Origin of the sequence: Staphylococcus microti, from assembly GCF_000934465.1 — a bacterium.
GTDB lineage: Bacteria > Bacillota > Bacilli > Staphylococcales > Staphylococcaceae > Staphylococcus > Staphylococcus microti.
In genome coordinates this window covers 32,713-57,658 of sequence record NZ_JXWY01000132.1, presented here as the reverse complement: position 1 = coordinate 57,658, position 24,946 = coordinate 32,713, and the positions used below count along the sequence as shown (strand labels likewise).

General features: G+C 36.8%; 19 protein-coding genes and 1 CRISPR repeat array. Of the genes, 16 read left to right on the top strand and 3 right to left on the bottom strand.

Translation table 11 applies throughout. From position 1 onward, the window contains the following. From tnpB to TP70_RS10405, 6 genes are all read left to right on the top strand, one after another. Window positions 1-976, top strand: a 976-nt coding sequence (gene tnpB, locus TP70_RS10430) for an IS200/IS605 family element RNA-guided endonuclease TnpB (protein WP_044361503.1), incomplete at its 5' end; no start/stop codon positions are given. Window positions 977-1,241: 265 nt separating this feature from the next. Further along, window positions 1,242-2,135: direct repeats of the CRISPR family, unit length 36 nt; unit sequence GTTTTAGTACTCTGTAATTTTAGGTATGAATGATAC. A gap of 303 nt (window positions 2,136-2,438) precedes the next feature. Next, a complete protein-coding gene (locus TP70_RS10425) occupies window positions 2,439-2,630 on the top strand; it encodes a hypothetical protein (RefSeq protein ID WP_044361502.1) in 192 nt (63 codons plus the stop codon). 198 nt (window positions 2,631-2,828) lie between these two features. Continuing rightward, window positions 2,829-6,020, top strand: a complete 3,192-nt coding sequence (cas9, locus tag TP70_RS10420) for a type II CRISPR RNA-guided endonuclease Cas9 (protein ID WP_044361501.1) — start codon at window positions 2,829-2,831, stop codon at window positions 6,018-6,020. Beyond that, a complete protein-coding gene (gene cas1, locus TP70_RS10415) occupies window positions 6,020-6,928 on the top strand; it encodes a type II CRISPR-associated endonuclease Cas1 (protein ID WP_240626970.1) in 909 nt (302 codons plus the stop codon). The genes cas9 and cas1 overlap by 1 nt, the downstream gene beginning before the upstream one ends. A 4-nt stretch (window positions 6,929-6,932) precedes the next feature. Then, window positions 6,933-7,241 carry a CRISPR-associated endonuclease Cas2 gene (cas2, locus tag TP70_RS10410; protein WP_044361499.1) on the top strand — a complete coding sequence of 103 codons (309 nt, stop codon included), beginning with the start codon at window positions 6,933-6,935 and terminating at the stop codon, window positions 7,239-7,241. Window positions 7,242-7,249: 8 nt separating this feature from the next. Further along, on the top strand, window positions 7,250-8,251 hold the full coding sequence (locus tag TP70_RS10405) for a hypothetical protein (RefSeq protein WP_044361498.1): 1,002 nt from the start codon (window positions 7,250-7,252) through the stop codon (window positions 8,249-8,251). 48 nt (window positions 8,252-8,299) lie between these two features. Here TP70_RS10405 and TP70_RS10400 read toward each other — a convergent pair whose 3' ends face one another. After that, window positions 8,300-8,803 carry a universal stress protein gene (locus TP70_RS10400; protein WP_044361496.1) on the bottom strand — a complete coding sequence of 168 codons (504 nt, stop codon included), beginning with the start codon at window positions 8,801-8,803 and terminating at the stop codon, window positions 8,300-8,302. Between the two features lie 116 nt (window positions 8,804-8,919). On the opposite strand from TP70_RS10400, the gene ald reads away from it, so the two are divergent. Further along, on the top strand, window positions 8,920-10,035 hold the full coding sequence (ald, locus tag TP70_RS10395) for an alanine dehydrogenase (protein ID WP_044361494.1): 1,116 nt from the start codon (window positions 8,920-8,922) through the stop codon (window positions 10,033-10,035). A gap of 50 nt (window positions 10,036-10,085) precedes the next feature. Here ald and TP70_RS10390 read toward each other — a convergent pair whose 3' ends face one another. Continuing rightward, complete coding sequence (locus tag TP70_RS10390) at window positions 10,086-11,141, bottom strand: M24 family metallopeptidase (RefSeq protein ID WP_044361492.1); 1,056 nt, start codon at window positions 11,139-11,141, stop codon at window positions 10,086-10,088. A gap of 130 nt (window positions 11,142-11,271) precedes the next feature. Between TP70_RS10390 and TP70_RS10385 the strand changes: the two genes are divergently transcribed. Then, the gene (locus TP70_RS10385; RefSeq protein WP_044361491.1) at window positions 11,272-11,964 is read left to right on the top strand and encodes a metal-dependent hydrolase; all 693 of its coding nucleotides are present in this window, start codon (window positions 11,272-11,274) and stop codon (window positions 11,962-11,964) included. Window positions 11,965-12,011: 47 nt separating this feature from the next. On the opposite strand, the gene TP70_RS10380 is transcribed toward TP70_RS10385, so the two are convergent. Beyond that, the gene (locus TP70_RS10380; RefSeq protein ID WP_044361489.1) at window positions 12,012-12,425 is read right to left on the bottom strand and encodes a universal stress protein; all 414 of its coding nucleotides are present in this window, start codon (window positions 12,423-12,425) and stop codon (window positions 12,012-12,014) included. Between the two features lie 300 nt (window positions 12,426-12,725). Between TP70_RS10380 and TP70_RS10375 the strand changes: the two genes are divergently transcribed. The 8 genes from TP70_RS10375 (at window position 12,726) to pyk (ending at window position 24,637) form a co-directional block, all read left to right on the top strand. Continuing rightward, window positions 12,726-14,021 carry a DRTGG domain-containing protein gene (locus tag TP70_RS10375; RefSeq protein ID WP_044361488.1) on the top strand — a complete coding sequence of 432 codons (1,296 nt, stop codon included), beginning with the start codon at window positions 12,726-12,728 and terminating at the stop codon, window positions 14,019-14,021. A 12-nt stretch (window positions 14,022-14,033) separates the two neighbouring features. Then, window positions 14,034-14,969: a DHH family phosphoesterase gene (locus tag TP70_RS10370; protein ID WP_044361487.1), complete on the top strand. Its 936-nt coding sequence runs from the start codon at window positions 14,034-14,036 to the stop codon at window positions 14,967-14,969. A 32-nt stretch (window positions 14,970-15,001) separates the two neighbouring features. Then, window positions 15,002-18,196, top strand: a complete 3,195-nt coding sequence (locus TP70_RS10365) for a DNA polymerase III subunit alpha (protein ID WP_044361486.1) — start codon at window positions 15,002-15,004, stop codon at window positions 18,194-18,196. 224 nt (window positions 18,197-18,420) lie between these two features. Continuing rightward, window positions 18,421-19,656, top strand: coding sequence for an NAD(P)-dependent malic enzyme (locus TP70_RS10360; RefSeq protein WP_044361485.1), 1,236 nt, complete (start codon window positions 18,421-18,423; stop codon window positions 19,654-19,656). Between the two features lie 163 nt (window positions 19,657-19,819). Further along, on the top strand, window positions 19,820-20,680 hold the full coding sequence (gene accD / locus TP70_RS10355; protein WP_044361484.1) for an acetyl-CoA carboxylase, carboxyltransferase subunit beta: 861 nt from the start codon (window positions 19,820-19,822) through the stop codon (window positions 20,678-20,680). Then, entirely contained in the window at window positions 20,680-21,624 is a 945-nt protein-coding gene (locus tag TP70_RS10350; protein ID WP_044361483.1) for an acetyl-CoA carboxylase carboxyltransferase subunit alpha, read from the top strand. The genes accD and TP70_RS10350 overlap by 1 nt, the downstream gene beginning before the upstream one ends. 263 nt (window positions 21,625-21,887) lie before the next feature. Then, on the top strand, window positions 21,888-22,859 hold the full coding sequence (gene pfkA, locus TP70_RS10345; protein ID WP_044361482.1) for a 6-phosphofructokinase: 972 nt from the start codon (window positions 21,888-21,890) through the stop codon (window positions 22,857-22,859). A gap of 17 nt (window positions 22,860-22,876) precedes the next feature. Further along, window positions 22,877-24,637, top strand: a complete 1,761-nt coding sequence (gene pyk / locus TP70_RS10340; RefSeq protein WP_044361481.1) for a pyruvate kinase — start codon at window positions 22,877-22,879, stop codon at window positions 24,635-24,637. Window positions 24,638-24,946: the final 309 nt, after the last annotated feature.

The following is a 24,946-nucleotide window of genomic DNA, read 5'->3' as shown; positions in this document are numbered from 1 at the left end:
TCCAACACCTGCCAAATATAAAAAAGCATTTCCATTCTTGAAAGAAGTCGATAGTCTTGCTTTAGCTAATGCACAACTTAATTTAGATAAAGCCTACAAGAACTTTTTTCGTAATAAATCTATTGGATTTCCTCGGTTCAAAAGTAAGAAAAACCCTGTTCAGAGTTATACAACGAATAATCAAAATGGGACAGTTGCTTTGATTGATGATAAGTTTGTCAAAGTCCCTAAATTAAAATCCTTAATCAGAATTAAACTTCACAGACAACCAAAAGGGATTATTAAGTCAGCGACAATATCACGTCATGCTAGCGGTAAATATTATATTTCTTTGTTATGTAAAGAAGAGATAAATGAATTGCCTAAATCTAATTCTGCAATTGGTATTGACTTGGGTATTACAAATTTTGCGATCCTTTCTGATGGTCAAAAAATTGATAATCATAACTTCACGGCTAAAATGGAAAAGAAACTCAGACGTGCGCAACGTAAGTTGTCAAAGCGTGCTTTGTTAGCTAAAAAGAAAGGTGTCCATCTCTTTGAAGCAAAGAACTATCAAAAACAAAAACGAAAAGTAGCGCGATTATATGAAAAAGTCATGAACCAACGTACTGATTTCTTGAATAAGTTAAGTACAGAAATTATCAAAAACCACGATAGCATCTGTATTGAAGACTTAAACACAAAAGGTATGTTACGTAATCATAAACTGGCAAAAAGTATTTCTGATGTCTCTTGGTCTCGTTTTGTGACGCAATTACAATATAAGGCTGATTGGTACGGACGGAAAATCATTAAGGTAGACAAATGGTTTCCATCTAGTCAAATCTGTTCAAAATGTGGGCACAAAGACGGCAAGAAATCTCTTGAAATCCGAGAATGGACTTGTCCTGTTTGTCGTACACATCATGATCGAGATATCAATGCCAGTATAAATATATTGACGGAAGGTCTAAGAATAATGGCATTAGCTTAAGTAGCATAAAGAACCGTAGGAACTACGGGGATAGCTTGGTAAATAAGAGACACCGCTGTTAGTAAAGCAATAAACTAGCAAGTACGCTCTATTCCCAAGAAGCTCCCACTTCAAGCGTTAAAAACTTTAGGTTTAGCTAAGTGGTGAGTAGTTCACAACCAACTAAAGAAGTCGAAATGGCAAAATACTATTTAATGTTTCAATCGCAAATGTTCAATATTGTTAGATGAAAATCAAAAAAACTTAAGGTATAATGTTGCTAGAGGTTTTAGTACTCTGTAATTTTAGGTATGAATGATACCAAGTAGCGTTGATTCATGCAATGCATAGAGTTTTAGTACTCTGTAATTTTAGGTATGAATGATACTTTTTTATTGTTCCACCACGTAGCTTTTGAGTTTTAGTACTCTGTAATTTTAGGTATGAATGATACCGTCACAAAAGCGGATTGATTCATTGGCATGTTTTAGTACTCTGTAATTTTAGGTATGAATGATACCTTCATGCTCTACCTCAACTTCTTTGGCATGTTTTAGTACTCTGTAATTTTAGGTATGAATGATACTAACAGAACAGCAACAACATGATGTTTTTGGTTTTAGTACTCTGTAATTTTAGGTATGAATGATACACCAGAAGAACCAAGTAAACCAGGTAAACCGTTTTAGTACTCTGTAATTTTAGGTATGAATGATACCGAATACAGCCCTTAATGCTTCTCTCACTTGTTTTAGTACTCTGTAATTTTAGGTATGAATGATACTGGCAGCGGTAGCTACTACAGTGGATGCAAGTTTTAGTACTCTGTAATTTTAGGTATGAATGATACAATTTGTGAGAAATATGTAATCCAAAATGTGTTTTAGTACTCTGTAATTTTAGGTATGAATGATACTTATCAGTCCACACTTCACTAAATTTAACAGTTTTAGTACTCTGTAATTTTAGGTATGAATGATACAAATCGTTTATCATAGCTTTTTTAGGTTGTGTTTTAGTACTCTGTAATTTTAGGTATGAATGATACCAATAAAGAAGAAAAGGATGACCCGACAACGTTTTAGTACTCTGTAATTTTAGGTATGAATGATACAAGCAAACCTTTAACAATGTAATTTAGTTCGTTTTAGTACTCTGTAATTTTAGGTATAGATGGCACCAACTTCATTGTTGTAGATGTGTTTGAATGGCTAATGAGAGTGTATATTAAAAAATGTAATCATACGATTTGTGATGTGAAAATATAGATTAAGTCAAAATCTTACGAAGTTACAATACATAATCATAGACTCAATTGATGTAAATTTACATTTAATTTGGAGTGGTAAAGAAATTTATTGGTTGTAGTGTGAATAGGGTTTGTTCAGTAACATAAGTTATAAAGACCTAATTATAAAAGTGAAAGTTCTTTATATCAAGTGAGGAACCTATTTTACACCACCCAAAGAAAAAGTGGAATAAAATGTATGTAAAATATTTAGACAAGAAAATAAAAATTGTTGACATTGACAATCAGATATTTATTGGAGTGCTTGAAGATATTCAGAGAGATTATGATGCAGAAGAGTATACTGAAGAGCTAAGTGTCTTATTAGACAATGGTGTGCTTCTTGGTATTACATCTAATGAAATTAAATCAGTCAAAGTAATTTAATCATTACTTGCACTTAAATACAAATGATTACTTTTCCGCTTTTTAAATCACATTCTAAAACTGACGTTAAAAGATTTATGATTATTTAATTGACTATATCATAGCGATTGAGTTACATTATTGAGTAAATAAAGCGGTTACAAAAACGATAAACCACACCTATATTTAAGGGTGTATTTAATATAGGAGGTACAAATTATGGAGAAAGATTATATTCTTGGCTTAGACATTGGCATTGGCTCGGTTGGCTATGGTCTAATTGACTATGATACAAAAAGTATTATAGATGCGGGTGTTAGATTGTTCCCTGAAGCAAATGCAGATAATAATTTAGGAAGACGTGCCAAGCGCGGTGCTAGACGTTTAAAGAGAAGAAGAATTCATCGGTTAGAACGTGTTAAATCTCTATTGTCAGAATATAAAATCATTTCTGGTTTAGCACCTACAAATAATCAACCATATAATATTAGAGTCAAAGGGTTAACTGAACAACTTACGAAAGATGAGTTGGCAGTAGCCCTGCTCCATATTGCCAAAAGAAGAGGTATACATAATGTGGATGTAGCGGCGGATAAGGAAGAAACAGCAAGTGATAGTTTATCAACTAAGGATCAAATTAATAAAAATGCGAAGTTTTTAGAATCACGCTATGTCTGTGAATTACAAAAAGAAAGGTTAGAGAATGAAGGCCATGTAAGAGGCGTTGAAAATCGTTTTCTAACTAAAGATATTGTACGTGAAGCCAAGAAAATAATAGATACACAAATGCAGTATTATCCAGAAATTGACGAGACATTTAAAGAGAAATATATTTCATTAGTTGAGACTAGACGTGAGTACTATGAAGGACCGGGTAAGGGGAGTCCTTATGGCTGGGATGCTGATGTTAAAAAGTGGTATCAATTGATGATGGGTCATTGTACATATTTTCCAGTAGAATTTAGAAGTGTGAAATATGCTTATACAGCTGATTTGTATAATGCACTGAATGATTTAAATAATTTAACTATTGCACGTGATGATAATCCAAAATTAGAATACCATGAAAAATATCATATAATCGAAAATGTTTTCAAACAAAAGAGAAATCCGACTTTAAAGCAAATCGCAAAAGAAATTGGTGTTAATGATATAAATATTTCTGGATATCGTGTTACGAAGTCTGGTAAACCACAGTTTACAAGTTTTAAACTATTTCATGATTTGAAAAAAGTAGTAAAAGATCATGCGATACTAGATGATATTGATTTACTCAATCAAATTGCTGAAATTTTAACGATTTATCAAGATAAAGACTCAATTGTAGCTGAATTAGGACAGTTAGAATATCTAATGAGTGAAGCTGATAAGCAATCTATTTCTGAATTAACGGGTTATACAGGCACACATAGTTTATCGTTAAAATGTATGAATATGATTATAGATGAGTTATGGCATTCGTCAATGAATCAGATGGAAGTATTTACCTATTTAAATATGCGTCCAAAGAAATATGAATTAAAAGGATATCAACGTATTCCAACTGATATGATTGATGATGCGATTTTATCTCCAGTTGTAAAACGTTCTTTTAAACAGGCAATTGGTGTTGTGAATGCGATTATCAAAAAATATGGTTTGCCAAAAGACATAATCATCGAATTAGCTAGAGAATCCAACTCAGCTGAGAAAAGTCGATATTTAAGAGCGATACAAAAGAAAAATGAAAAAACACGTGAACGCATCGAAGCCATTATTAAAGAATATGGTAATGAAAATGCGAAAGGACTTGTACAAAAAATTAAATTGCATGATGCTCAAGAAGGAAAATGCCTTTATTCGTTAAAAGACATTCCACTTGAAGATCTATTAAGAAATCCGAACAATTATGATATCGATCATATCATTCCAAGATCTGTATCTTTTGATGATTCAATGCATAATAAAGTGCTAGTACGTAGAGAACAAAATGCAAAAAAAAATAATCAAACACCTTACCAATATTTAACGTCTGGCTATGCAGATATTAAATACTCGGTTTTCAAACAACATGTGCTTAATCTAGCCGAAAATAAAGATAGAATGACGAAGAAGAAACGTGAATATCTATTAGAAGAACGTAATATAAATAAATATGACGTGCAAAAAGAATTCATTAATCGTAACTTAGTTGATACGCGTTATACAACGAGAGAACTTACAACATTATTGAAAACGTATTTCACGATTAACAATCTTGATGTTAAGGTCAAAACAATTAATGGTAGCTTTACGGACTTTCTACGTAAAAGATGGGGGTTTAAAAAGAACCGTGATGAAGGGTATAAACACCATGCCGAAGATGCACTTATTATCGCCAATGCAGACTATTTATTTAAAGAGCATAAGTTGTTAAAAGAAATAAAAGATGTGTCAGATTTAGCAGGAGATGAAAGGAACTCGAATGTTAAAGATGAGGATCAATACGAAGAAGTATTCGGTGGGTATTTTAAAATTGAAGATATAAAAAAATACAAAATTAAAAAGTTTTCACATCGTGTAGACAAAAAACCGAACCGCCAATTGATTAATGATACAATTTATTCGACGAGAGTTAAGGATGACAAGCGTTATCTCATTAATACGTTAAAAAACCTCTATGATAAGTCAAATGGGGATTTGAAAGAACGTATGCAAAAAGATCCAGAAAGTCTGCTTATGTATCATCATGATCCACAAACATTTGAAAAATTGAAAATAGTCATGAGCCAATACGAAAATGAGAAAAACCCACTGGCCAAATATTTTGAGGAAACAGGACAATATTTAACTAAATATGCGAAACATGATAATGGACCAGCAATCCATAAGATTAAGTATTATGGAAATAAGTTAGTAGAACACTTGGATATTACTAAGAACTATCATAATCCTCAAAATAAGGTTGTACAGCTTTCTCAAAAGTCTTTCCGATTTGATGTATATCAAACAGATAAAGGATATAAATTTATTAGTATCGCATATTTAACGTTAAAAAATGAAAAAAATTATTATGCTATATCACAAGAAAAGTATGACCAATTAAAATCAGAAAAAAAGATTTCTAATAATGCAGTTTTCATTGGTAGTTTTTATACTAGTGATATTATTGAAATCAATAATGAGAAATTTAGAGTGATTGGTGTGAATTCTGATAAGAATAATCTAATCGAAGTTGATCGTATTGATATTAGGCAGAAAGAATTTATTGAACTAGAAGAAGAGAAGCAGGTCAATTATATGAATTCAGATAGCTATCTGAAGAATAATAGAATTAAAGTGACGATTGGTCGTAAAACAACTAATATCGAAAAATTTCACACTGATATTCTTGGCAATATGTACAAAAGCAAGAGACCAAAAGCACCACAACTTGTATTCAAAAAAGGGTGATGACAATGGGATGGCGTGTTGTTTATATTTCAGATGTAGATAAACTTTCATTGCACTTGGATAGTTTGAAAATTAAAAAAGGGGACGATGACTATAAAGTCCCCTTAGATGATATTTATGCTTTGGTGATCGAAGACTTAACGATTTCATTAACGTCTCGCCTTATTGTTGCATTATCTAATCACAATATTCTTGTGATTTTCTGCAATCAAAAGCATTTACCTGAGTGTATTGTGCATCCAGTCTCTGGACATTGCAGACAATATTCTCAAATGAAAATGCAGCTTATGTGGGATGAAGCGCAAAAAGAATTGCTTTGGCGTGAAATTATCAAGCAAAAAATCAGTAACCAGATTGTTTGTATGGAATATAATGCAATTTCTGATGAACGTATTGAAAAGATGATGGCATTAAAAGAACGCGTGTTATTAAAAGACCGTCAAAATATTGAAGGGCAAGCAGCAAAATATTACTTTAATAGTTTGTTTGACGATTTTACACGTGATGATGAAACATTGGTTGAAAATGCCGTTTTAGACTATGGATATACGATTTTAAATGCGGCAATCGCACGTACAATTGTAGCAAAAGGGCTTATACCAGCATTAGGTATTCATCATATTGGTGGGCAGAATCACTTTAATTTAGCATCTGACTTTTTGGAACCGTTCCGTCCGCTCGTTGATATGTATTTAACGAAGCGTCCACCTGAAGATTATTTAACACGTGACTATCGACTGAGGTTGATTAATTTAATGCATGCGAAAATATGTATAGATGGCAAAATGCAAACGACGATTCGAGCGATTGAAATCATGATTGATTCGATTATTGAATTTTTTAATAGTGGCAATGCTGATAACCTAAAATTTCCTGACTTACATAAGTTTGAATTTCATGAGTTATAGATTTATGAGAGTCCTTTTAATGTTTGATTTACCTGTCGAAACAAAAGAGCAAAGGCGCATTTATAGTAAGTTCAGAAAAAGGTTATTAGAAGAAGGATTTCTCATGATGCAATATTCCATCTATATTAAAAGTGTTGCCAATCAAGATGCTGCTAAATTTACTGTGCAAACCATCAAGCAATTTTTACCGAAAGATGGTCACGTACGTGCATTAGTCATTACTGAAAAGCAGTATGAAAAAATGCAAATACTGTTAGGTTCAGAAGATAAAAATATCGCATTACTTGGTGATAACAGAACAATTGTGTTTTGAGGTGAGCTATGGAAGGGATACAATGGCAAGTTTCATTATCTGATCAAGATACAATCACATTGAACATTGGGGACTATACATCTATTTTCAATGAATATGAGACGCTTGAAGAAGCATGGTTGAATGGTATTTTTCATTTCTTTCAAAAAAGGAAGTCGTCTACGCAAGATGTTAAAATTATTGATGTTAATAACGATGAAGTATTGAGTTCCAAAGCGTATACAGCATTTATGATTACGAATGAAACGATAGAAAATGAGCATGCGCTTTCAGCCTCATCATTGCTTTGTAAGTCTTTATCTAGGCGTTTGAAAAATGATTTTGAGGTTGCAGGTTATTACCATTCAATCAATCAGTTATTAGAAGATTTGTTAGATAGAATTAATGATGATTTACCGTTAAAGTTAAAGCCGTACGACGAAAAGCTCTTTTTAAAACAATTGATGTTTGATTATGAATTGACAGAAGATTATTCACGTCGAATTCATCGCATTCTCAAAGTTTTGCCTTTATTGATTAATGAGATGAATCAAATATCGAATAATCGAACATTGTTAATATACATGTATCCAGAGGCGAATTTGAGTGTGAAAGAACAACGATTACTTAAGGATTTTTTAAATGATCTTGATTTGCCAATCATCGTTTTAACAGGCTCTATACATTTTCTCGCTGATTCACTCAATGCGATGAATTATTTAAAAAATGACAAACAAATTTTAACCCAATCATTTATAGATACGCTTGTTTGGGACGCGCCGATTAATTTTACAGAAGATGACATCAAGCATAGCTTAACGCAGTTTCTAAACCAATATCATGAAAAATTTGAATTGAACCCAACGATTTCAAACTACGCCTTGAATGATATTATGCTATTTACAGATTGTGATATTTATACAGGTATTCAATTTTTACGATACTGCCGCCATCCTTTTGCGCTAGATCTTGACTATGATAAGCTGCCTAGCCCTTTGGCATGCTATATCAAGGATATTTATAAAGGATAAAACAAAAAAGACCAACCACTCAAAAATGAGCGAGTTGGTCTTTTTTGACTAGATGTTGAAGTCCTTTAAAAAATCTTCAGTTGCCACTTTCGGCTTAAATGTTTCTGGGATTTGTTCAGTACGTACAACTAAAACGTCGCAAGTTGCATGGCGAACGATGGCTTCAGATACAGAACCAACGATAAAACGTTCTACTGCGTTAAGACCTGATGTACCACACATAACAAGGTCTACATCAAGTTGTTCTTCACTTGCCATTCTAGGGATTAGAGACTTAGGTGAACCAAATTCTAAGCGTGTCTCAACATCCGCGACACCTTCGTCAATTGCTACTTGTTTGTATCCGTCTAACAATTTCTCAGCAAATGTTTTAGACTTTTCTGTGAAGTGAGAATCATATACTTCAAAAGATGTGTAAGTACGTGAATCGATAACATTGATGATTGTCAATTTGGCATTGTTACGTTTTGCAACGGCAACTGCTTTGTTGAATGCCCATTCTGCTTCATGAGAACCATCGACTGCGATTAATATGTTTTTGTACATTAACATAGCAAAAACCCCTTTCTTATTTCACTATTATTATATCATAAAATCATACGAACGTTAATCATTATGATTGCGCTTACAAATGTCATGCGTTATTATTGAGTTGGAGGTGTAGGAGTATGAAAATTGGAATTCCTAAGGAGATTAAAAATAACGAAAACCGTGTGAGTTTATCACCGAGTGGGGTACATGCCCTTGTAGAAGCAGGACATACTGTTGTTGTCGAAAAGAGCGCAGGTGAGGGTTCTTACTTTGAAGACAAACATTATATCGAAGTAGGTGCGCAAATTGTCGACACAGCTGCTCAAGCATGGGATGTAGATATGGTCGTTAAAGTTAAAGAACCATTAGAAGAAGAGTATGGCTACTTTAGAGAGGGCCTTATTTTATTCACATATTTACATCTTGCGAACGAGCCAGCATTGACAGAAGCATTGATTGAGAAAAAAGTAATCTCAATTGCTTATGAAACAGTGCAATTGGCAGACCGTTCATTACCACTATTAACACCTATGAGTGAAGTAGCGGGTCGTATGTCTGCACAAATCGGTGCACAATTCTTACAACGCTTTAACGGTGGTATGGGTATCTTATTAGGTGGTATTCCAGGCGTACAAAAAGGTAAAGTAACGATTATCGGTGGCGGTCAAGCGGGGACGAACGCTGCGAAAATCGCACTAGGTCTTGGTGCGGACGTTACAATTCTTGATGTTAACGCTAAACGTTTACAAGAATTAGAAGACTTATTTGATGGTCGTGTGCATACAATTATGTCTAACCCATTAAACATTGAAGAAAATGTGAAAAATAGTGATTTAGTTATTGGTGCGGTATTAATTCCAGGGGCAAAAGCACCAACACTTGTTACAGAAGACATGATTAAGCAAATGAGACCAGGTTCAGTCATTGTTGATATTGCGATTGACCAAGGTGGTATTTTTGAAACAACGGATAAGATTACAACGCATGATAATCCAACATACATTAAACATGGTGTTGTACACTATGCCGTTGCGAATATGCCAGGTGCTGTACCACGTACATCAACAATTGGTTTAAATAATGCGACATTACCATACGCATTACAACTTGCGAATAAAGGCTATAAACAAGCTTTAACAGATAATGTACCATTGTCTCATGGTTTAAATACTTTCAATGGTTATGTTACGAACAAAGCGGTAGCTGAAGCGTTTGATCGCACATATACACCAGTGACAGAAGTCTTATCATAATATAGTAAACGACCCTAGAGAGAGCGATTCTCTTTAGGGTCGTTTCGTGTTTATTTGGCGTAGTGTGATAAACTTTCGTAGCCATCTGCAGTTACGAGTATGTCATCTTCAATGCGCACACCAGCTACGTTAGGGACGTAAATACCTGGTTCGATTGTAATAACCATACCTTCTTCAAAGACATTTTCGTTTGTGTTTGAAATGTCTTGGTATTCGTGTGCTTCTAAGCCTAACCCGTGTCCTAAGCGGTGTGGGAAATATTCACCGTAACCCGCTTCTTCAATAATACCTCGTGCGATATTATCTAATGTACTGATTGTAACACCTGGTTTAATCGCATCAATCGCTGACTGTTCCGCTTCTTTTACAATATCATAAATACGTTTTGCTTCATCACTCGGTTGACCAAATGCCACCGTACGTGTGATGTCACTGCAATAGTGATTGTAGATGACACCTAAGTCAAACAACACATATTCATCGTTTTGAAGTTGTCGGTCACCCGGTGTACCGTGTGGTGCTGCCGCATGATCACCAAATAACACCATCGTATCAAAGCTCATTTCGCTGACGCCGTGTTTTTTAATTTCATTTTCAATGTGATTGACGACTTCGCGTTCTGTCACACCCGGTTTTAAATAGGCGACACCGATTTCGACGCATTTATCGGCAAGTTTCGCTGCGTGACGCATTGCTTCAATTTCTGCTTCTGTTTTCACATTTCTCAATGTTTTTAATGCGAGATCCATTGCGCCAAATGATTGCACGCCAAACGCTGTTTCCAATTCGTGTGCACGTTTAACGGTTAAATGCGTTTCTTCAATAAGCATTTTATTAAATTGTGCTGGATATTTGGCATAAGGATTTTCAGTATCAAGGTATCCGATGATTTGACCTTCATATGGGGACGCTTTGACTTCTTCAACATCCAGTTGCGGAACGAATAAAGTTTGCGTACCATCTTTTGTGACAAGTAATGCAAATAGACGTTCATGTGGTTCGCTTTTGAAGCCTGTTAAATAGAAAATGTTGATGGGATGTGATATCCAAGCTGCATCTGCATTTTCTTGTTGTAGTGTTTGTACCAGTTGTGCTATCTTTGCCATAAAAATCCTCCTCTACATCTGTCTATTTTATTGTATGTCAGTTATTTGTAAAATTCAAACTCAGGCATGTGTAGTGACGAGACGTACGTGGTATAATAGTATTATGAATCTTGTGAAGGGGGCATATCTAATGAAATTATCTTTTCATGGTCAGTCAACCGTGTATTTTGAATCAAATGGTAAAAAGGGGATTATCGATCCGTTTATTACAGGCAATGGGTTAAGTGATTTAAACGCTGAAACGCTTGAAGTGGATTATATCGTCTTAACGCATGGTCACGAAGATCATTTTGGCGATACGCTGGCATTAGCAAAATGCACGGGTGCGACAGTGATCTCAACAGCTGAAATCGCAAACTATTTATCAACGGCGAAAGGTATTGAAAATGTGCATCCGATGAACATCGGTGGCCAATGGACATTTGATTTCGGTAAGTTAAAATTTGTTCAAGCTTTTCATAGTTCGAGCTTATTAAATGATGAAGGTGTTCCTATTTATCTGGGTATGCCAATGGGTGTTATTTTAGAACTTGAAGGGACAACTGTCTATCATACAGGGGATACGGCTTTATTCAGTGATATGAAGCTGATTGCTGACCGCCATCCGGTTGATGTATGTTTTATTCCAATTGGTGACAATTTTACAATGGGCATTGACGATGCGAGTTACGCAATTAATGAATTGATTCAACCGAAAATTACAGTACCAATTCATTTCGATACGTTCCCATTGATTGAACAGAACCCAGAAGACTTTAAAGCAGCTGTGACACACGGGGAAGTACAAATTTTAAAACCGGGTGAAGCTGTCAAACTGTCATAAAAGTAGAAAAAGTGAGCCGACAACAACCGTCAGGCTCACTTTATTAATTATTTAACGATTAATACTGGAATTTTAGCGCGTTTCGCAACTTTATGACTGACACTGCCTAAAACAAACTTCTTAGCTGCTTCTGCTTTGCGGTTACTTAAGACAACAATGTCATATTGACCACTATTCGCATATGCGACAATTTTCTCTTTAGGGTTGCCACGCTCAATAATTTCTTCGTAAGGGATGCCATTTGATTCTAGCGTTTCACGTGTAGGCGCCATTTTGTCGTGACGAATGTTTTTCAACTCATCAATGTGTGTTCCCATCTTAACGGAAGCTTGTACATCTTGTTCGCCGATAACGTTTAACATTGTCACGGTTGTACCTTCTCCTGCTAGTTTTGCAACTTCTTGTAGTGCTTTGGCATTTTTCAAATCTGTGTCGACTGCGAGTAGTATATTTTTGTGCATCTCAATCAACCTCCCTAATACTAGTGTAAACAATCTCATATTAAAATGCTATGCTTACAAGTAATTTTTCAGTATTTGACCTTCTGATGACACTTTGGATTGTTGTGTAAAAAAGTAGTAAATAAAGTTATAATAGATAAGGTGTATCCGTATGCACGTTATGAGATACGTGTGCCATTGTCGAATGTGTGACAATAAGGCAATACGTCATGTGCATCGTAATAACGAAAACAATGAACGATTTGAATAAATTTTTAAAAATGTGTGTGTATGTAGTATGGAAAAGGTGTGACTGAGCAAATGACGAAACATGAACAAATTATTAAGCACATTGAGAATTTAACGGTTGGACAAAAAATCTCAGTGCGTAAAATAGCAAAATATTTGGATGTGTCAGAAGGAACGGCATATCGTGCGATTAAAGATGCGGGTCAGCGTGGGCTTGTTGCGACGATTGACCGAGTCGGGACGGTACGCATTGAGAAAAAGGCGAGACAACATCTTGATAATTTAACTTTTGGAGAGATTGCTAAAATTATCGACGGTCACTTAATTGGTGGGCGATCGGGTCGTTTCAAAACATTAACAAAGTTTGCAATTGGTGCGATGGAAGTTGATAACGTCGTCAATTTTGTGTCTAAAAATACGTTATTAATTGTCGGGAACAGACTTGATGTTCAAAAAGCAGCGTTACAAAAGGGCAGTGCGGTGCTCATTACCGGTGGTTTTGATACGACGGATGAAATTAAACGAATGGCGGATGAGAAAGGCTTACCGATTATTTCATCTAATTATGATACGTTTATGGTTGCTAATATTATTAACCGAGCGATGTACAATCAAATGATTAAAAAAGAAATTCTCGTTGTGGATGATATTGTCATACCTATTGAAGAAACAACGTATGTTAAGCAAACAATGACCGTACAAGATGTCCGTGATATATCGAATGAAACCGGGCATTCTCGTTTTCCAGTTGTGGATGATGGTATCCGTTTAACAGGCCTAATTACGAGTAAGGATATTATTAATCGAGAAGCGGATGATGTCTTGCATAAAGTGATGACGAAACCACCCATCAGTGTGCAAATGCATACGACTGTTGCGAGTTGTGCACATATCATGATTTGGGAAGGTATTGAATTGTTACCCGTAACAGGTGTGAACAAACAATTGATTGGTGTCATCACACGTGAAGATGTGCTAAAAGCGATGCAAGTCGTTGGTAGACAACCACAAGTCGGCGAAACGATTAACGACCAAGTCGCAAAACATATTGAAATACGTAATCATCAAATTTTTGTAGAAGTAACGCCACAACTGACGAATCAATTTGGAACACTCAGTAAATCCGTTTCTGTTGCAATTATTGAAGAAACAATTAAAAGTGTTATGAGAAAGCATAAAAAATTAGAAGTGATGATTGAAAGTTTAAATATTTTTTACATTAAAACAGTACAAATTGAAAATGAAATCGAAGTACTTTATCAAATTTTAGACATGGGTCGTAACTTTGCTAAAATTGAAGTGACGATGGAAAGTAACCAAGCACCAGTTGCGAAAGCATTAATTATGTGCCAATTATTAGATCATTAGGAGTGTATAGAAATGAAACACTATGAAGAAATACTTTCAAAAATAGAGGAATATAACACGATTATTATCCACCGACATGTGCGTCCAGATCCGGATGCATTTGGTTCACAATACGGTTTACAACGCTTTATACAAGCGAAATATCGAACTAAGCATGTGTATGCAGTCGGCGACTCAGAGCCTTCTTTAGCATTTATGGGAACGCCAGACAAGATAGACGATGCAACGTATGAGGGGGCGTTAGTTATTGTATGTGATACGGCGAATGCGCCACGTATTGATGACACACGCTATGCGAATGGTGATGCACTTATTAAAATTGATCATCACCCAGCTGTGGATCAGTATGGCGAGATTAATTATGTAAATACCGGTGCATCGTCGACAAGTGAAATCATCTACGACATGATTGAATCGCTGGGTGCGACTGAATATATCAACCGTGAGATTGCTTCAGCACTGTATTTAGGTATTGTTGGCGACACGGGGCGCTTTTTATTTAATAATACGACGCCGAGAACGATGGCTATTGCAAGTGCATTATTAACGTACGATATTCATCATACTGAGTTGTTAAATCAGTTAGGTGAAAAAGATCCACATCTCATGCCATTTCAAGGTTATGTTTTACAAAATTTCGAACTGGAAGATAACGGTTTTTGCCAAGTGAAGATTACGGAAGATGTATTAAAGCAATTTGATGTGGCAGCGTCAGAAGCGTCTTTATTTGTCAATACGATTGCCGATTTAAAAGGGTTAAAAGTATGGGTGTTTGCGGTTGATGAAGGTACTGAAATTCGTTGTCGCCTCAGATCAAAAGGGATAGTTATTAATGATGTTGCGGCAGACTTTGGCGGTGGCGGTCATCCGAATGCTTCGGGTGTTTCAGTAGATAGTTGGGAGACGTTTGAGCAACTTGCTGCCCAATTGAGAGCAAAAGTTCAATAAGTTGTACATTGAATGAAAGAGGTGAACGCAAAATGGTAGCACATTTAAATATTCATACCGCTTATGACTTGTTGAATTCAACACTGACTGTTAAAAGCGCCATTCAGCGAGCAAAAGAAGCGGGGTATACTGCAATTGCGATGACCGACTTGAATGTGATGTATGGCATTCCTCAATTTTATGATGCGTGTCAGGAAGCGGATATGAAAGCGTTACTCGGTATGACGATACATGTTACGGATCATCTGCAACAGCGTGAAGCGGTTGTGATTGCCAAAAATAATGCAGGGTTACAGCGCCTTTTTAAACTTTCGACGGATATTAAAGTACAACATCTAACAGCTGTTGATATTGCTGAGTTGTCATCTTATGTGGCAGATACGGTTGTCATTTTTAAAAATATGCATGACGATACGATTGGCTGGTTGCGTGATTTACCTGATTCAACGTCCGTCTATTTAGATGAAACGTCCACAGTCTATGATGCGTATCTACAAGTATGGGCGCGTGCAGCGTATTATGCGTATCCAGAAGATAAAGATGCGATTAAGACATTAGCTGCAATTCGGGATAATACGAAAGTGAATTTGATGGCGACACAAGATGACGTCGCACAACACATTTTAGATGTTACGACATTACAAAATGATAGCATTCCGTCCGAACTTTTATCGCGAACGGATGACATCGCGGCGTTATGTAATGCAGAGTTACAGTATCATCAAGCGTTGTTACCGGAGTTTACGACGCCCAATGGGGAGTCTGCGAATGAATATTTATGGCAAAAGCTTACAACAGCGCTTACGGAGCGAGGTTTAACGACAATGCCATATAAAGAACGTTTGCAATATGAGTTTGATGTTATTACACGGATGGGTTATGCAGATTACTTTTTAATTGTTAGTGACTTGATTGGCTATGCTAAAAATAACGGTATTCTTGTTGGTCCCGGACGTGGTTCATCGGCGGGGTCTCTCGTCAGTTATTTGTTAAACATTACGACGATTGATCCGCTACGTTATGATTTACTATTTGAGCGTTTTTTAAATCCTGAACGTGTCACAATGCCGGATATTGACATCGACTTTGAAGATACGCAACGTGAAAAAGTTATTCAATATGTGCAAGAAAAATACGGAGATTATCGTGTTTCTGGGATTATTACGTTTGGTCATTTACTTGCTAAAGCGGTCGCACGTGATGTCGGCAGAGTGTTAGGATTTGATGAAGCGACGATGAGTGAAGCATCCAAACTTATTTCTATGAGTGGTAAAACAACGCTTGAAGAAGCCTACACATATGAGCCGTTCCATACGTTTGTACATCGCAATCATTTGCATGAAAAATGGTACGAACTGTGTCGACAATTGGAAGGTTTACCACGTAATACGTCAACGCATGCGGCAGGTGTTATTGTCAACGACCGACCGTTGTTTGAATCGATTCCTTTAACTGAAGGGGATACTGGTTTATTAACGCAATGGACGATGACGGAAGCAGAGCGTATTGGATTGTTGAAAATCGACTTTTTAGGTTTGAAAAACTTAACCATTATTCATCAAATTTTGAAACAAGTTGCGAGAGATTTGAATGTTCATATTGATATCGAACAAATTCCATTTGATGATAAAGACGTTTTTGCGATGCTTTCGAGAGGGGAAACGACGGGGATTTTCCAACTTGAATCTCAAGGTGTGCGAGATGTATTGAAGCGATTACAACCGGAGCATTTTGAAGATATTGTCGCGGTAACCTCACTGTATCGACCGGGTCCAATGGATGAAATTCCAACGTATATTACGCGTCGTCACGATCCACAACAAGTACAATATTTACATCCTGATTTGGCACCGATTTTATCGCGTACCTATGGTGTTATTATTTATCAGGAGCAAATTATGCAGATTGCGAGTCAGTTTGCAGGGTTTAGCTATGGTGAAGCGGACATTTTAAGACGTGCCATGAGTAAAAAGAGTCGTTCTATTTTAGAAAGTGAGCGTCAGCACTTTATCGATGGTGCCGCCAAAAAGGGTTATGCTGCAGAACTGAGCGGCCAGATTTTTGATTTAATTTTGAAGTTTGCGAATTATGGTTTTCCACGTGCGCATGCGGTCAGTTATTCAAAAATCGCTTATATTATGTCATATTTGAAAGTCCATTATGCACCATATTTTTATGCCAATATTTTAACGAATGTGATTAATAATGAAGAAAAGACTGCACACTTTATACATGAAGCAAAACAACATAAGTTAAAAATTCACGCCCCGAATATTAATAAAAGTCAGTGGCGTTATGTCGCGACCTCTGAAGGTATGTATATTTCATTAGGTGCTATTAAAGGTGTCGGTTATCACAGTGTGCAAGCTATTTTAAGTGAACGTTATGAAAATGGACCGTTCAAAGACTTTTTCGACTTTTGTGATCGCTTGCCAAATCGTGTGAGAACGCGCCGTCTTCTTGAAGCGTTAATATTTGCTGGTGCGTTAGACTGTTTCGGTAAAAATCGTGCGACATTGTTGCAGTCGATTGATCATATTGCGGATACGAATTCTGAATTGGATCAATCTATCATTCAAGATTTTGCGACGGTGAAAAAAGATTATAACGAAACGGATGAAATGCCTGACGAACAATTGAGTGCCTATGAAAAAGAGTATCTCGGCTTTTATGTGTCGATGCATCCGATTGAAAAGCTATTTGTGCAAAAGCAATATTTAGGTGTGCATCGAATACATGCTAAAGCGGTGAATCAGCCGATACTTGTTACAGTTGAACGGATGCGTGTTATTCGTACAAAATCAAAAGGTCAGCAGATGGCATTTGTAACGTTTAACGACGGACAGCAAACGATTGAAGGGGTACTGTTCCCGAGCGTTTATCAACAGCTTTCATTTAAGTTAGAAACGAATCAGCCGTTTGTTATTTTTGGAAAGTTTGAATGGCGCCAACAACAGCGACAAATCATTGTGAACCATATCGTGCCACTACAAATATTTGAGCAAGATAAGATAAATGGTGTGCAAAAAATCGTTATTCGCAATGGTTTAACTAGAGACATTGCACAACGCTTTTTAAATAAGACAGCCACGCATTCAGGTGTACCAGTCCTTTTATTTAATGAACAAACAGGTCAAATGACACAAGCGGGCTGGATAGAAAACAAACAAGAAATGATTACGAATTTTATACAATTATTTGAACCAAACCACATTCGTTTATTATAATAAGTAAGCAATTGAGACCTAGTGTTAAAAAGTCTTAATTGTTACATGAGATATGGGAGGCTAATGTGAAAATAGCTTTCTGCTCTTTATCATTATGGCAACACATAAAAAGTCAGTAAATTGATATAGCCCATTATAATCGGGTTATGCTATAGTAAAATGACAATCCACGTTGATACTCAGCGTGTCGCAACAACGAGAAAAATAATGGAGATGAGAAAGAAATGTCATTAAGAGACGACGCATTACATATGCATTTAGAGAATCATGGAAAACTGGCTGTGAGTCCTAAAGTGAAAGTGACAAATAAACAAGAATTAAGTTTAGCGTACTCACCAGGTGTTGCAGAACCGTGTAAAGATATTCATGAAAGACCTAGCAAAGTTTATGATTATACGATGAAGAGTAACACAGTGGCAGTCATCTCAGACGGTACAGCTGTTTTAGGTCTTGGCAATATTGGGGCTGAAGCGAGTATTCCGGTTATGGAAGGTAAAGCAGTCCTATTTAAAAGCTTTTCAGGTGTAGATGGTATCCCATTATCGTTGGCAACGACTGATACAGAAGAGATTATTCGTACTGTGAAATTACTCGAGCCAAACTTTGGTGGCGTCAATCTTGAAGACATTTCGGCACCACGTTGTTTTGAAATTGAAGAGCGCTTGAAAAAAGAAACGAAAATTCCGGTGTTCCATGATGATCAACATGGTACAGCGATTGTAACGGTTGCCGGTTTAGTCAACGCATTAAGAATTGTGAACAAGGATCTTGCGAATATCAAAGTCGTATTGAACGGTGCAGGTGCAGCGGGTATCGCGATTGTCAAATTATTGTATTCATATGGTGTGCGTGACATGATTATGTGTGACTCTCAAGGTGCTATTTATGAAGGCCGTCCACATGGTATGAATGATACGAAAGCTACCGTTGCGAAGTGGACAAATAAAGATAAAGTAGAAGGTAAATTGGTTGATGTTGTGAAAGGTGCGGATGTATTTATCGGCGTATCTGTTGCCAATGCATTAAGCGAAGAAATGGTGCAATCAATGGCGGATGAACCGATTATTTTTGCGATGGCGAATCCAAACCCTGAAATCACACCAGATAAAGCGAAAGCGGCAGGGGCTAAAGTCATTGGTACGGGTCGTTCAGACTTTCCAAACCAAATCAATAACGTTCTAGCATTTCCGGGGATTTTCCGTGGTGCGTTAGACGTACGTGCAACACATATTAATGAAAATATGAAACGTGCGGCTGTAGAGGCGATTGCTAACTTGATTACAGATGAAGAACGCAATCCAGATTATGTTATTCCAGAGCCTTTTGATTATCGTGTGGCACCATCTGTTGCAAGAGAAGTGGCACGTGCAGCGATGGAATCAGGTGTTGCGAGAATAGAAGTTGACCCAGAAGAAGTTTATAACAGAACAATTGAACTCTCAGAATTGAAGAAAAACTAAAAGCAACGAGGTATATGACATCAACGCATATCTAGAATAAATTTTAAAGTAGCAATAGCTAGAGACATATACTAGTTGTTATGCTTGCTTGGGAGCGTGCCTAAAGGTGGGAAACTACTTGTTTTCCTGCTTAAAGGACGTGCCCATTTGTGGAGGTATTAATATGTTTAAAGACTTTTTTAATCGTAATTCGAAAAAGAAAAAGTACGTAACGGTTCAAGATTCAAAGCAAAATGATGTTCCAGATGGCATTATGACAAAATGTCCAAACTGTAAAAAGATTATGTATACGAAAGAGCTGACAGAGAATTTGAATGTCTGCTTTAACTGTGATCATCATATTCAACTCTCAGCATATGGACGAATAGAAGCCCTAGTGGATGCAGATAGTTTTGAAGAGTTTGACCGAGGAATGACCTCTGCAAACCCATTAAACTTTCCGGGTTATGAAGAGAAAGTAGAAAAAGACCAAAAGAAAACAGGTATGAACGAAGCGATTGTAACCGGTATTGCAACATTAAATGGTATGCCTTTTGGTGTTGGCGTGATGGATCCACGATTCCGCATGGGAAGTATGGGGTCTGTTGTCGGCGAGAAAATCTGTCGTATTGTAGACCATTGTACGGAACATAAACTGCCTTTCGTGTTATTTACAGCGTCAGGTGGAGCACGTATGCAAGAAGGGATTATTTCGCTTATGCAAATGGCTAAAACATCGGTATCACTTGAACGTCATTCTGAAGCGGGACTATTGTTCATTTCATATATGACACATCCAACGACGGGTGGCGTATCAGCAAGTTTTGCCTCTGTCGGTGATATTAACTTGGCTGAACCGAAAGCGCTGATTGGTTTCGCAGGTCGACGTGTTATTGAACAAACGATTAATGAGAAATTACCAGATGATTTCCAAACGGCAGAGTTTTTATTAGCGCACGGTCAGCTAGATAAAGTTGTGCATCGTAGTGATATGAAAAACACATTAGCGACTCTATTTGATATGCATCGTGAGGTGGAAAAATAATGTTAGAATTTGAAAAATCTATTGAAGCGATTAAGAAGAAAATTCAATCATTAGAAGAGACACAAGTGAAGAATGATGTCGATCTCACAGATGAAATAGAGATGTTACAAGCAGCACTTGAAAACGAAAAAGAGAAAGTGTATACATCGTTGAAATCATGGGATCGTGTACAATTGGCACGTTTACCTGAACGTCCGACTGTTCTAGATTATATTCCATACATATTTGATGATTTTATTGAATTGCATGGCGATAGAACTTTCCGTGACGATCCGTCTATGATTGGTGGTCTTGCGTATTTAAATGGCACGCCTGTTACCGTAATTGGACAACAACGTGGTAAAGATACGAAAGATAATATTTATCGAAATTTCGGTATGGCGCATCCTGAAGGGTATCGTAAAGCACTGCGCTTAATGAAACAAGCGGAGAAGTTTCAACGCCCAATCATTACGTTCATTGATACGAAAGGGGCGTATCCGGGTAAAGCGGCTGAAGAGCGTGGACAAAGTGAATCGATTGCGAGAAACCTTGTTGAAATGGCGGCGCTCACAGTACCGGTTATTGCGATTGTTATAGGTGAAGGAGGAAGCGGTGGTGCTTTAGGCTTAGGTGTCGCGAACAGACTGCTTATGCTTGAAAATAGTACGTATTCCGTTATTTCTCCAGAAGGTGCGGCAGGGATTCTTTGGAAAGATAGTTCCCTAGCTAAAATAGCAGCGGAAACGATGAAAATTACAGCGTATGACTTATTAGAACTTAATATTGCTGATGAAGTCGTTAAAGAGCCGCTCGGTGGTGCACATCATGATGTTGAGATGCAGGCCAATCGCATTAAAAAAGCATTCACTGCCCATTTACAAGATTTTGTAAATATGACACCTGAAGATATCCGTGAAGATCGTTATGAAAAATTTAGAAATATAGGGACTTATATTGAGTAAGTCAATGTGTAACCTTCCAGTTGTTACATCGTTTTGATGGAACAAGAACTGGAAGGTTTTTGTATGGTTTTGTAGCAGTTCACTGTACCCAAATAGGGTCTTTTTATACTATGCTTTTGAGCGGATAATGTGGTTTCGTGTCAAATTTATGAAATAATGATTTTAAACCGTTTTCATTTTTTTGATACTAGAATATTAATGGAATGCGCAAATGATTTGTGTTATTTTTAACATAAGAATTTAGCTAGAAAGGGTATGTCTACATGAAAAAGATTGCAGTTTTAACAAGTGGTGGAGATTCTCCTGGTATGAATGCCGCTGTGCGTGCTGTAGTGCGTAAAGCGATTTATCATAACATTGAAGTATATGGTGTATACCAAGGTTATCTTGGTTTAATTACTGATGATATTCATAAACTTGAATTAGGATCAGTTGGGGACACAATTCAACGTGGGGGTACATTTTTATACTCAGCACGTTGTCCAGAATTTAAAGATCAAGCCGTGCGTGAAAAAGGGATTAAAAATTTATTAAAACGCGGGATTGAAGGACTTGTTGTTATCGGTGGTGACGGTAGTTATCGTGGTGCACAACGCATTAGTGAAGAATGTAAAGAAATCCAAACAATTGGTATCCCTGGTACGATTGATAATGATATTAGTGGTACAGACTTCACAATCGGATTTGATACAGCACTCAATACAATTATTGAGTCAGTTGACAAAATTCGTGATACCGCATCAAGTCATGCGCGTACATTTATTATCGAAGTTATGGGGCGTGACTGTGGCGACCTAGCATTATGGTCAGGTCTTGCTGTAGGTGCTGAAACAATTATTATCCCTGAAGTAGAAGTGGATATTAAGGATATTGCTGAAAAAATTCAAAATGGTATTGATCGTGGTAAAAAGCACTCAATCATTATCGTGGCTGAAGGTTGCATGTCTGGTGAGGCATGTGCTGCAGAATTAGCGAAATACATTAACGTGGACGCACGTGTTTCTGTATTGGGTCACATTCAACGTGGCGGTAGCCCAACTGGAGAAGACCGTGTACTTGCTTCTCGTCTAGGTGGTTATGCAGTTGAACTATTAATGAACGGTGAAACTGCGAAAGGTGTCGGTATTAAAGACAACCGTCTACGTGCGACAGATTTTGATGAAATTTTCGGTAACACAAATAGTAGACCTATCAATCAACGTATGTTAGAACTAACGAAAGAATTATCGATATAATCTAGGAGGCTTTCTCAATGAAAAAGACAAAAATTGTATGTACAATTGGTCCGGCATCTGAATCAGAAGAGATGTTAGAAAAATTAATGACAGCAGGTATGAACGTTGCGCGTTTAAACTTCTCTCATGGTTCACATGAAGAACATGCAGCACGTATTGCAACAATTCGTAAAGTAGCAACAAAATTAAACAAAAACATCGGTATTTTACTAGATACGAAAGGTCCTGAAATTCGTACACATGATATGCAAAACGGTATGATCATGTTACAAAAAGGTGCTGACGTAACAGTAAGCATGCACGAAGTTGAAGGAACAGAAGAGAAGTTCTCTGTAACATATCCACAATTAATTGATGATATCGAAGTCGGTGCATATATTTTACTTGATGATGGTTTAGTAGAACTTGAAGTAAAAGAAATCGACAAAGCAGCTGGAGAAGTACATTGTACGGTGCTAAACACAGGTGAATTAAAAAATAAAAAAGGTGTTAACTTACCTGGCGTGAGCGTTAACTTACCAGGTATTACAGAAAAAGATGCGGCTGATATTCGTTTCGGTATTGAGCAAGATGTTGACTTTATCGCTGCAAGTTTCGTACGTCGTGCAAGCGATGTATTAGAAATTCGTCGTATTTTAGAAGACGAAAAAAATGACAACATCACAATCATCCCTAAAATCGAAAACCAAGAAGGTATCGACAACATTGATGAAATTTTAGAAGTATCTGATGGTTTAATGATTGCTCGTGGTGACATGGGTGTTGAAATTCCACCAGAAGCAGTACCAGTTGTTCAAAAAGACTTAATCCGTAAATGTAATAAACTTGGTAAACCAGTTATTACAGCGACACAAATGTTAGACTCTATGCAACGTAACCCACGTGCAACACGTGCGGAAGCATCAGACGTTGCCAACGCAATTTACGATGGTACAGATGCAGTTATGTTATCAGGTGAAACAGCGGCAGGGGCTTACCCAGAAGAAGCTGTTATCGCGATGAACAACATTGCACTTGCAGCTGAACAAGCACAAGATTACAAAAAATTATTATCAGATCGTACAAAACTTGTTGAAACATCATTAGTGAATGCGATTGGTGTATCAACAGCACATACAGCACTCAACTTAAATGTTAAAGCGATTGTTGCTGCGACTGAAAGTGGTAATACAGCACGTACGATTTCTAAATATCGTCCAAAATCAGACATTATTGCTGTAACGCCAAAAGCAACGACTGCACGTCAATGTTCATTAATTTGGGGTGTGTATCCTGTTATCCGTGAAGGTATTTACACAACTGATGAGTTATTAAACAATGCGGTCGCAACTGCGGTTGACACAGGTCGTGTCGTAAATGGTGACCTTATCATTATTACTGCAGGTGTGCCAACAGGTGAAACAGGTACAACAAACTTAATGAAACTTCACTTAATCGGTGAAGATGTTGCGAGCGGACAAGGTATTGGCCGTACTTCTGCAGTAGGTCGTACTGTCGTTGTTCAAGATGCGAAAGAATTAGCTGGCAAAAACCTTGAAGGTGTTGTTATCGTTACACCATCAGTAGACGATGCAATGGTGCCATACCTTGATAAAGCTGTCGCATTAGTAACTGAAGAAGGCGGCTTAACATCTCCAAGTGCCATTATCGGTCTTGAAAAAGGTATTCCAACAGTTGTTGGTGTTCAAGATGTTACATCAGCAATTCCAGACGGTATTCTCGTGACTGTTGATGCAGCACAAGGTAAAGTCTTTGAAGGCTATGCGAACGTTTTATAATGCAATAGATAATGCAGGCGAACTGCATGAATGATGAGAGTAGTTGTCACATCTTATTTGAAGGTGAGACAACTGCTCTTTTTTGTAGTTACGTCATCTTTATGTTATCGTGAATGTAACGTCGCAATGTAGCGGTATCTAAGTATCATAGTTGTTATCACATATATTTATAATGTATGATAAATAAATGAAAGGGCATACAAAAAATGCTGGATGACATTATGAAAAGTAAAAGAAAACGTGTCATTATCACATTTAAAGCTCTATGAATGTGCATTTCAACTTACATTATTTGATAATTCTGATTTT

Excerpts from the sequence above, each read along its gene's own strand:
- TP70_RS10425 (WP_044361502.1), top strand. The coding sequence starts at position 2,439 with ATGTATGTAAAATATTTAGACAAGAAAATAAAAATTGTTGACATTGAC.
- cas9 (WP_044361501.1), top strand. The coding sequence starts at position 2,829 with ATGGAGAAAGATTATATTCTTGGCTTAGACATTGGCATTGGCTCGGTT.
- cas1 (WP_240626970.1), top strand. The coding sequence starts at position 6,020 with ATGACAATGGGATGGCGTGTTGTTTATATTTCAGATGTAGATAAACTT.
- cas2 (WP_044361499.1), top strand. The coding sequence starts at position 6,933 with ATGAGAGTCCTTTTAATGTTTGATTTACCTGTCGAAACAAAAGAGCAA.
- TP70_RS10405 (WP_044361498.1), top strand. The coding sequence starts at position 7,250 with ATGGAAGGGATACAATGGCAAGTTTCATTATCTGATCAAGATACAATC.
- TP70_RS10400 (WP_044361496.1), bottom strand. The coding sequence starts at position 8,803 with ATGTTAATGTACAAAAACATATTAATCGCAGTCGATGGTTCTCATGAA.
- ald (WP_044361494.1), top strand. The coding sequence starts at position 8,920 with ATGAAAATTGGAATTCCTAAGGAGATTAAAAATAACGAAAACCGTGTG.
- TP70_RS10390 (WP_044361492.1), bottom strand. The coding sequence starts at position 11,141 with ATGGCAAAGATAGCACAACTGGTACAAACACTACAACAAGAAAATGCA.
- TP70_RS10385 (WP_044361491.1), top strand. The coding sequence starts at position 11,272 with ATGAAATTATCTTTTCATGGTCAGTCAACCGTGTATTTTGAATCAAAT.
- TP70_RS10380 (WP_044361489.1), bottom strand. The coding sequence starts at position 12,425 with ATGCACAAAAATATACTACTCGCAGTCGACACAGATTTGAAAAATGCC.
- TP70_RS10375 (WP_044361488.1), top strand. The coding sequence starts at position 12,726 with ATGACGAAACATGAACAAATTATTAAGCACATTGAGAATTTAACGGTT.
- TP70_RS10370 (WP_044361487.1), top strand. The coding sequence starts at position 14,034 with ATGAAACACTATGAAGAAATACTTTCAAAAATAGAGGAATATAACACG.
- TP70_RS10365 (WP_044361486.1), top strand. The coding sequence starts at position 15,002 with ATGGTAGCACATTTAAATATTCATACCGCTTATGACTTGTTGAATTCA.
- TP70_RS10360 (WP_044361485.1), top strand. The coding sequence starts at position 18,421 with ATGTCATTAAGAGACGACGCATTACATATGCATTTAGAGAATCATGGA.
- accD (WP_044361484.1), top strand. The coding sequence starts at position 19,820 with ATGTTTAAAGACTTTTTTAATCGTAATTCGAAAAAGAAAAAGTACGTA.
- TP70_RS10350 (WP_044361483.1), top strand. The coding sequence starts at position 20,680 with ATGTTAGAATTTGAAAAATCTATTGAAGCGATTAAGAAGAAAATTCAA.
- pfkA (WP_044361482.1), top strand. The coding sequence starts at position 21,888 with ATGAAAAAGATTGCAGTTTTAACAAGTGGTGGAGATTCTCCTGGTATG.
- pyk (WP_044361481.1), top strand. The coding sequence starts at position 22,877 with ATGAAAAAGACAAAAATTGTATGTACAATTGGTCCGGCATCTGAATCA.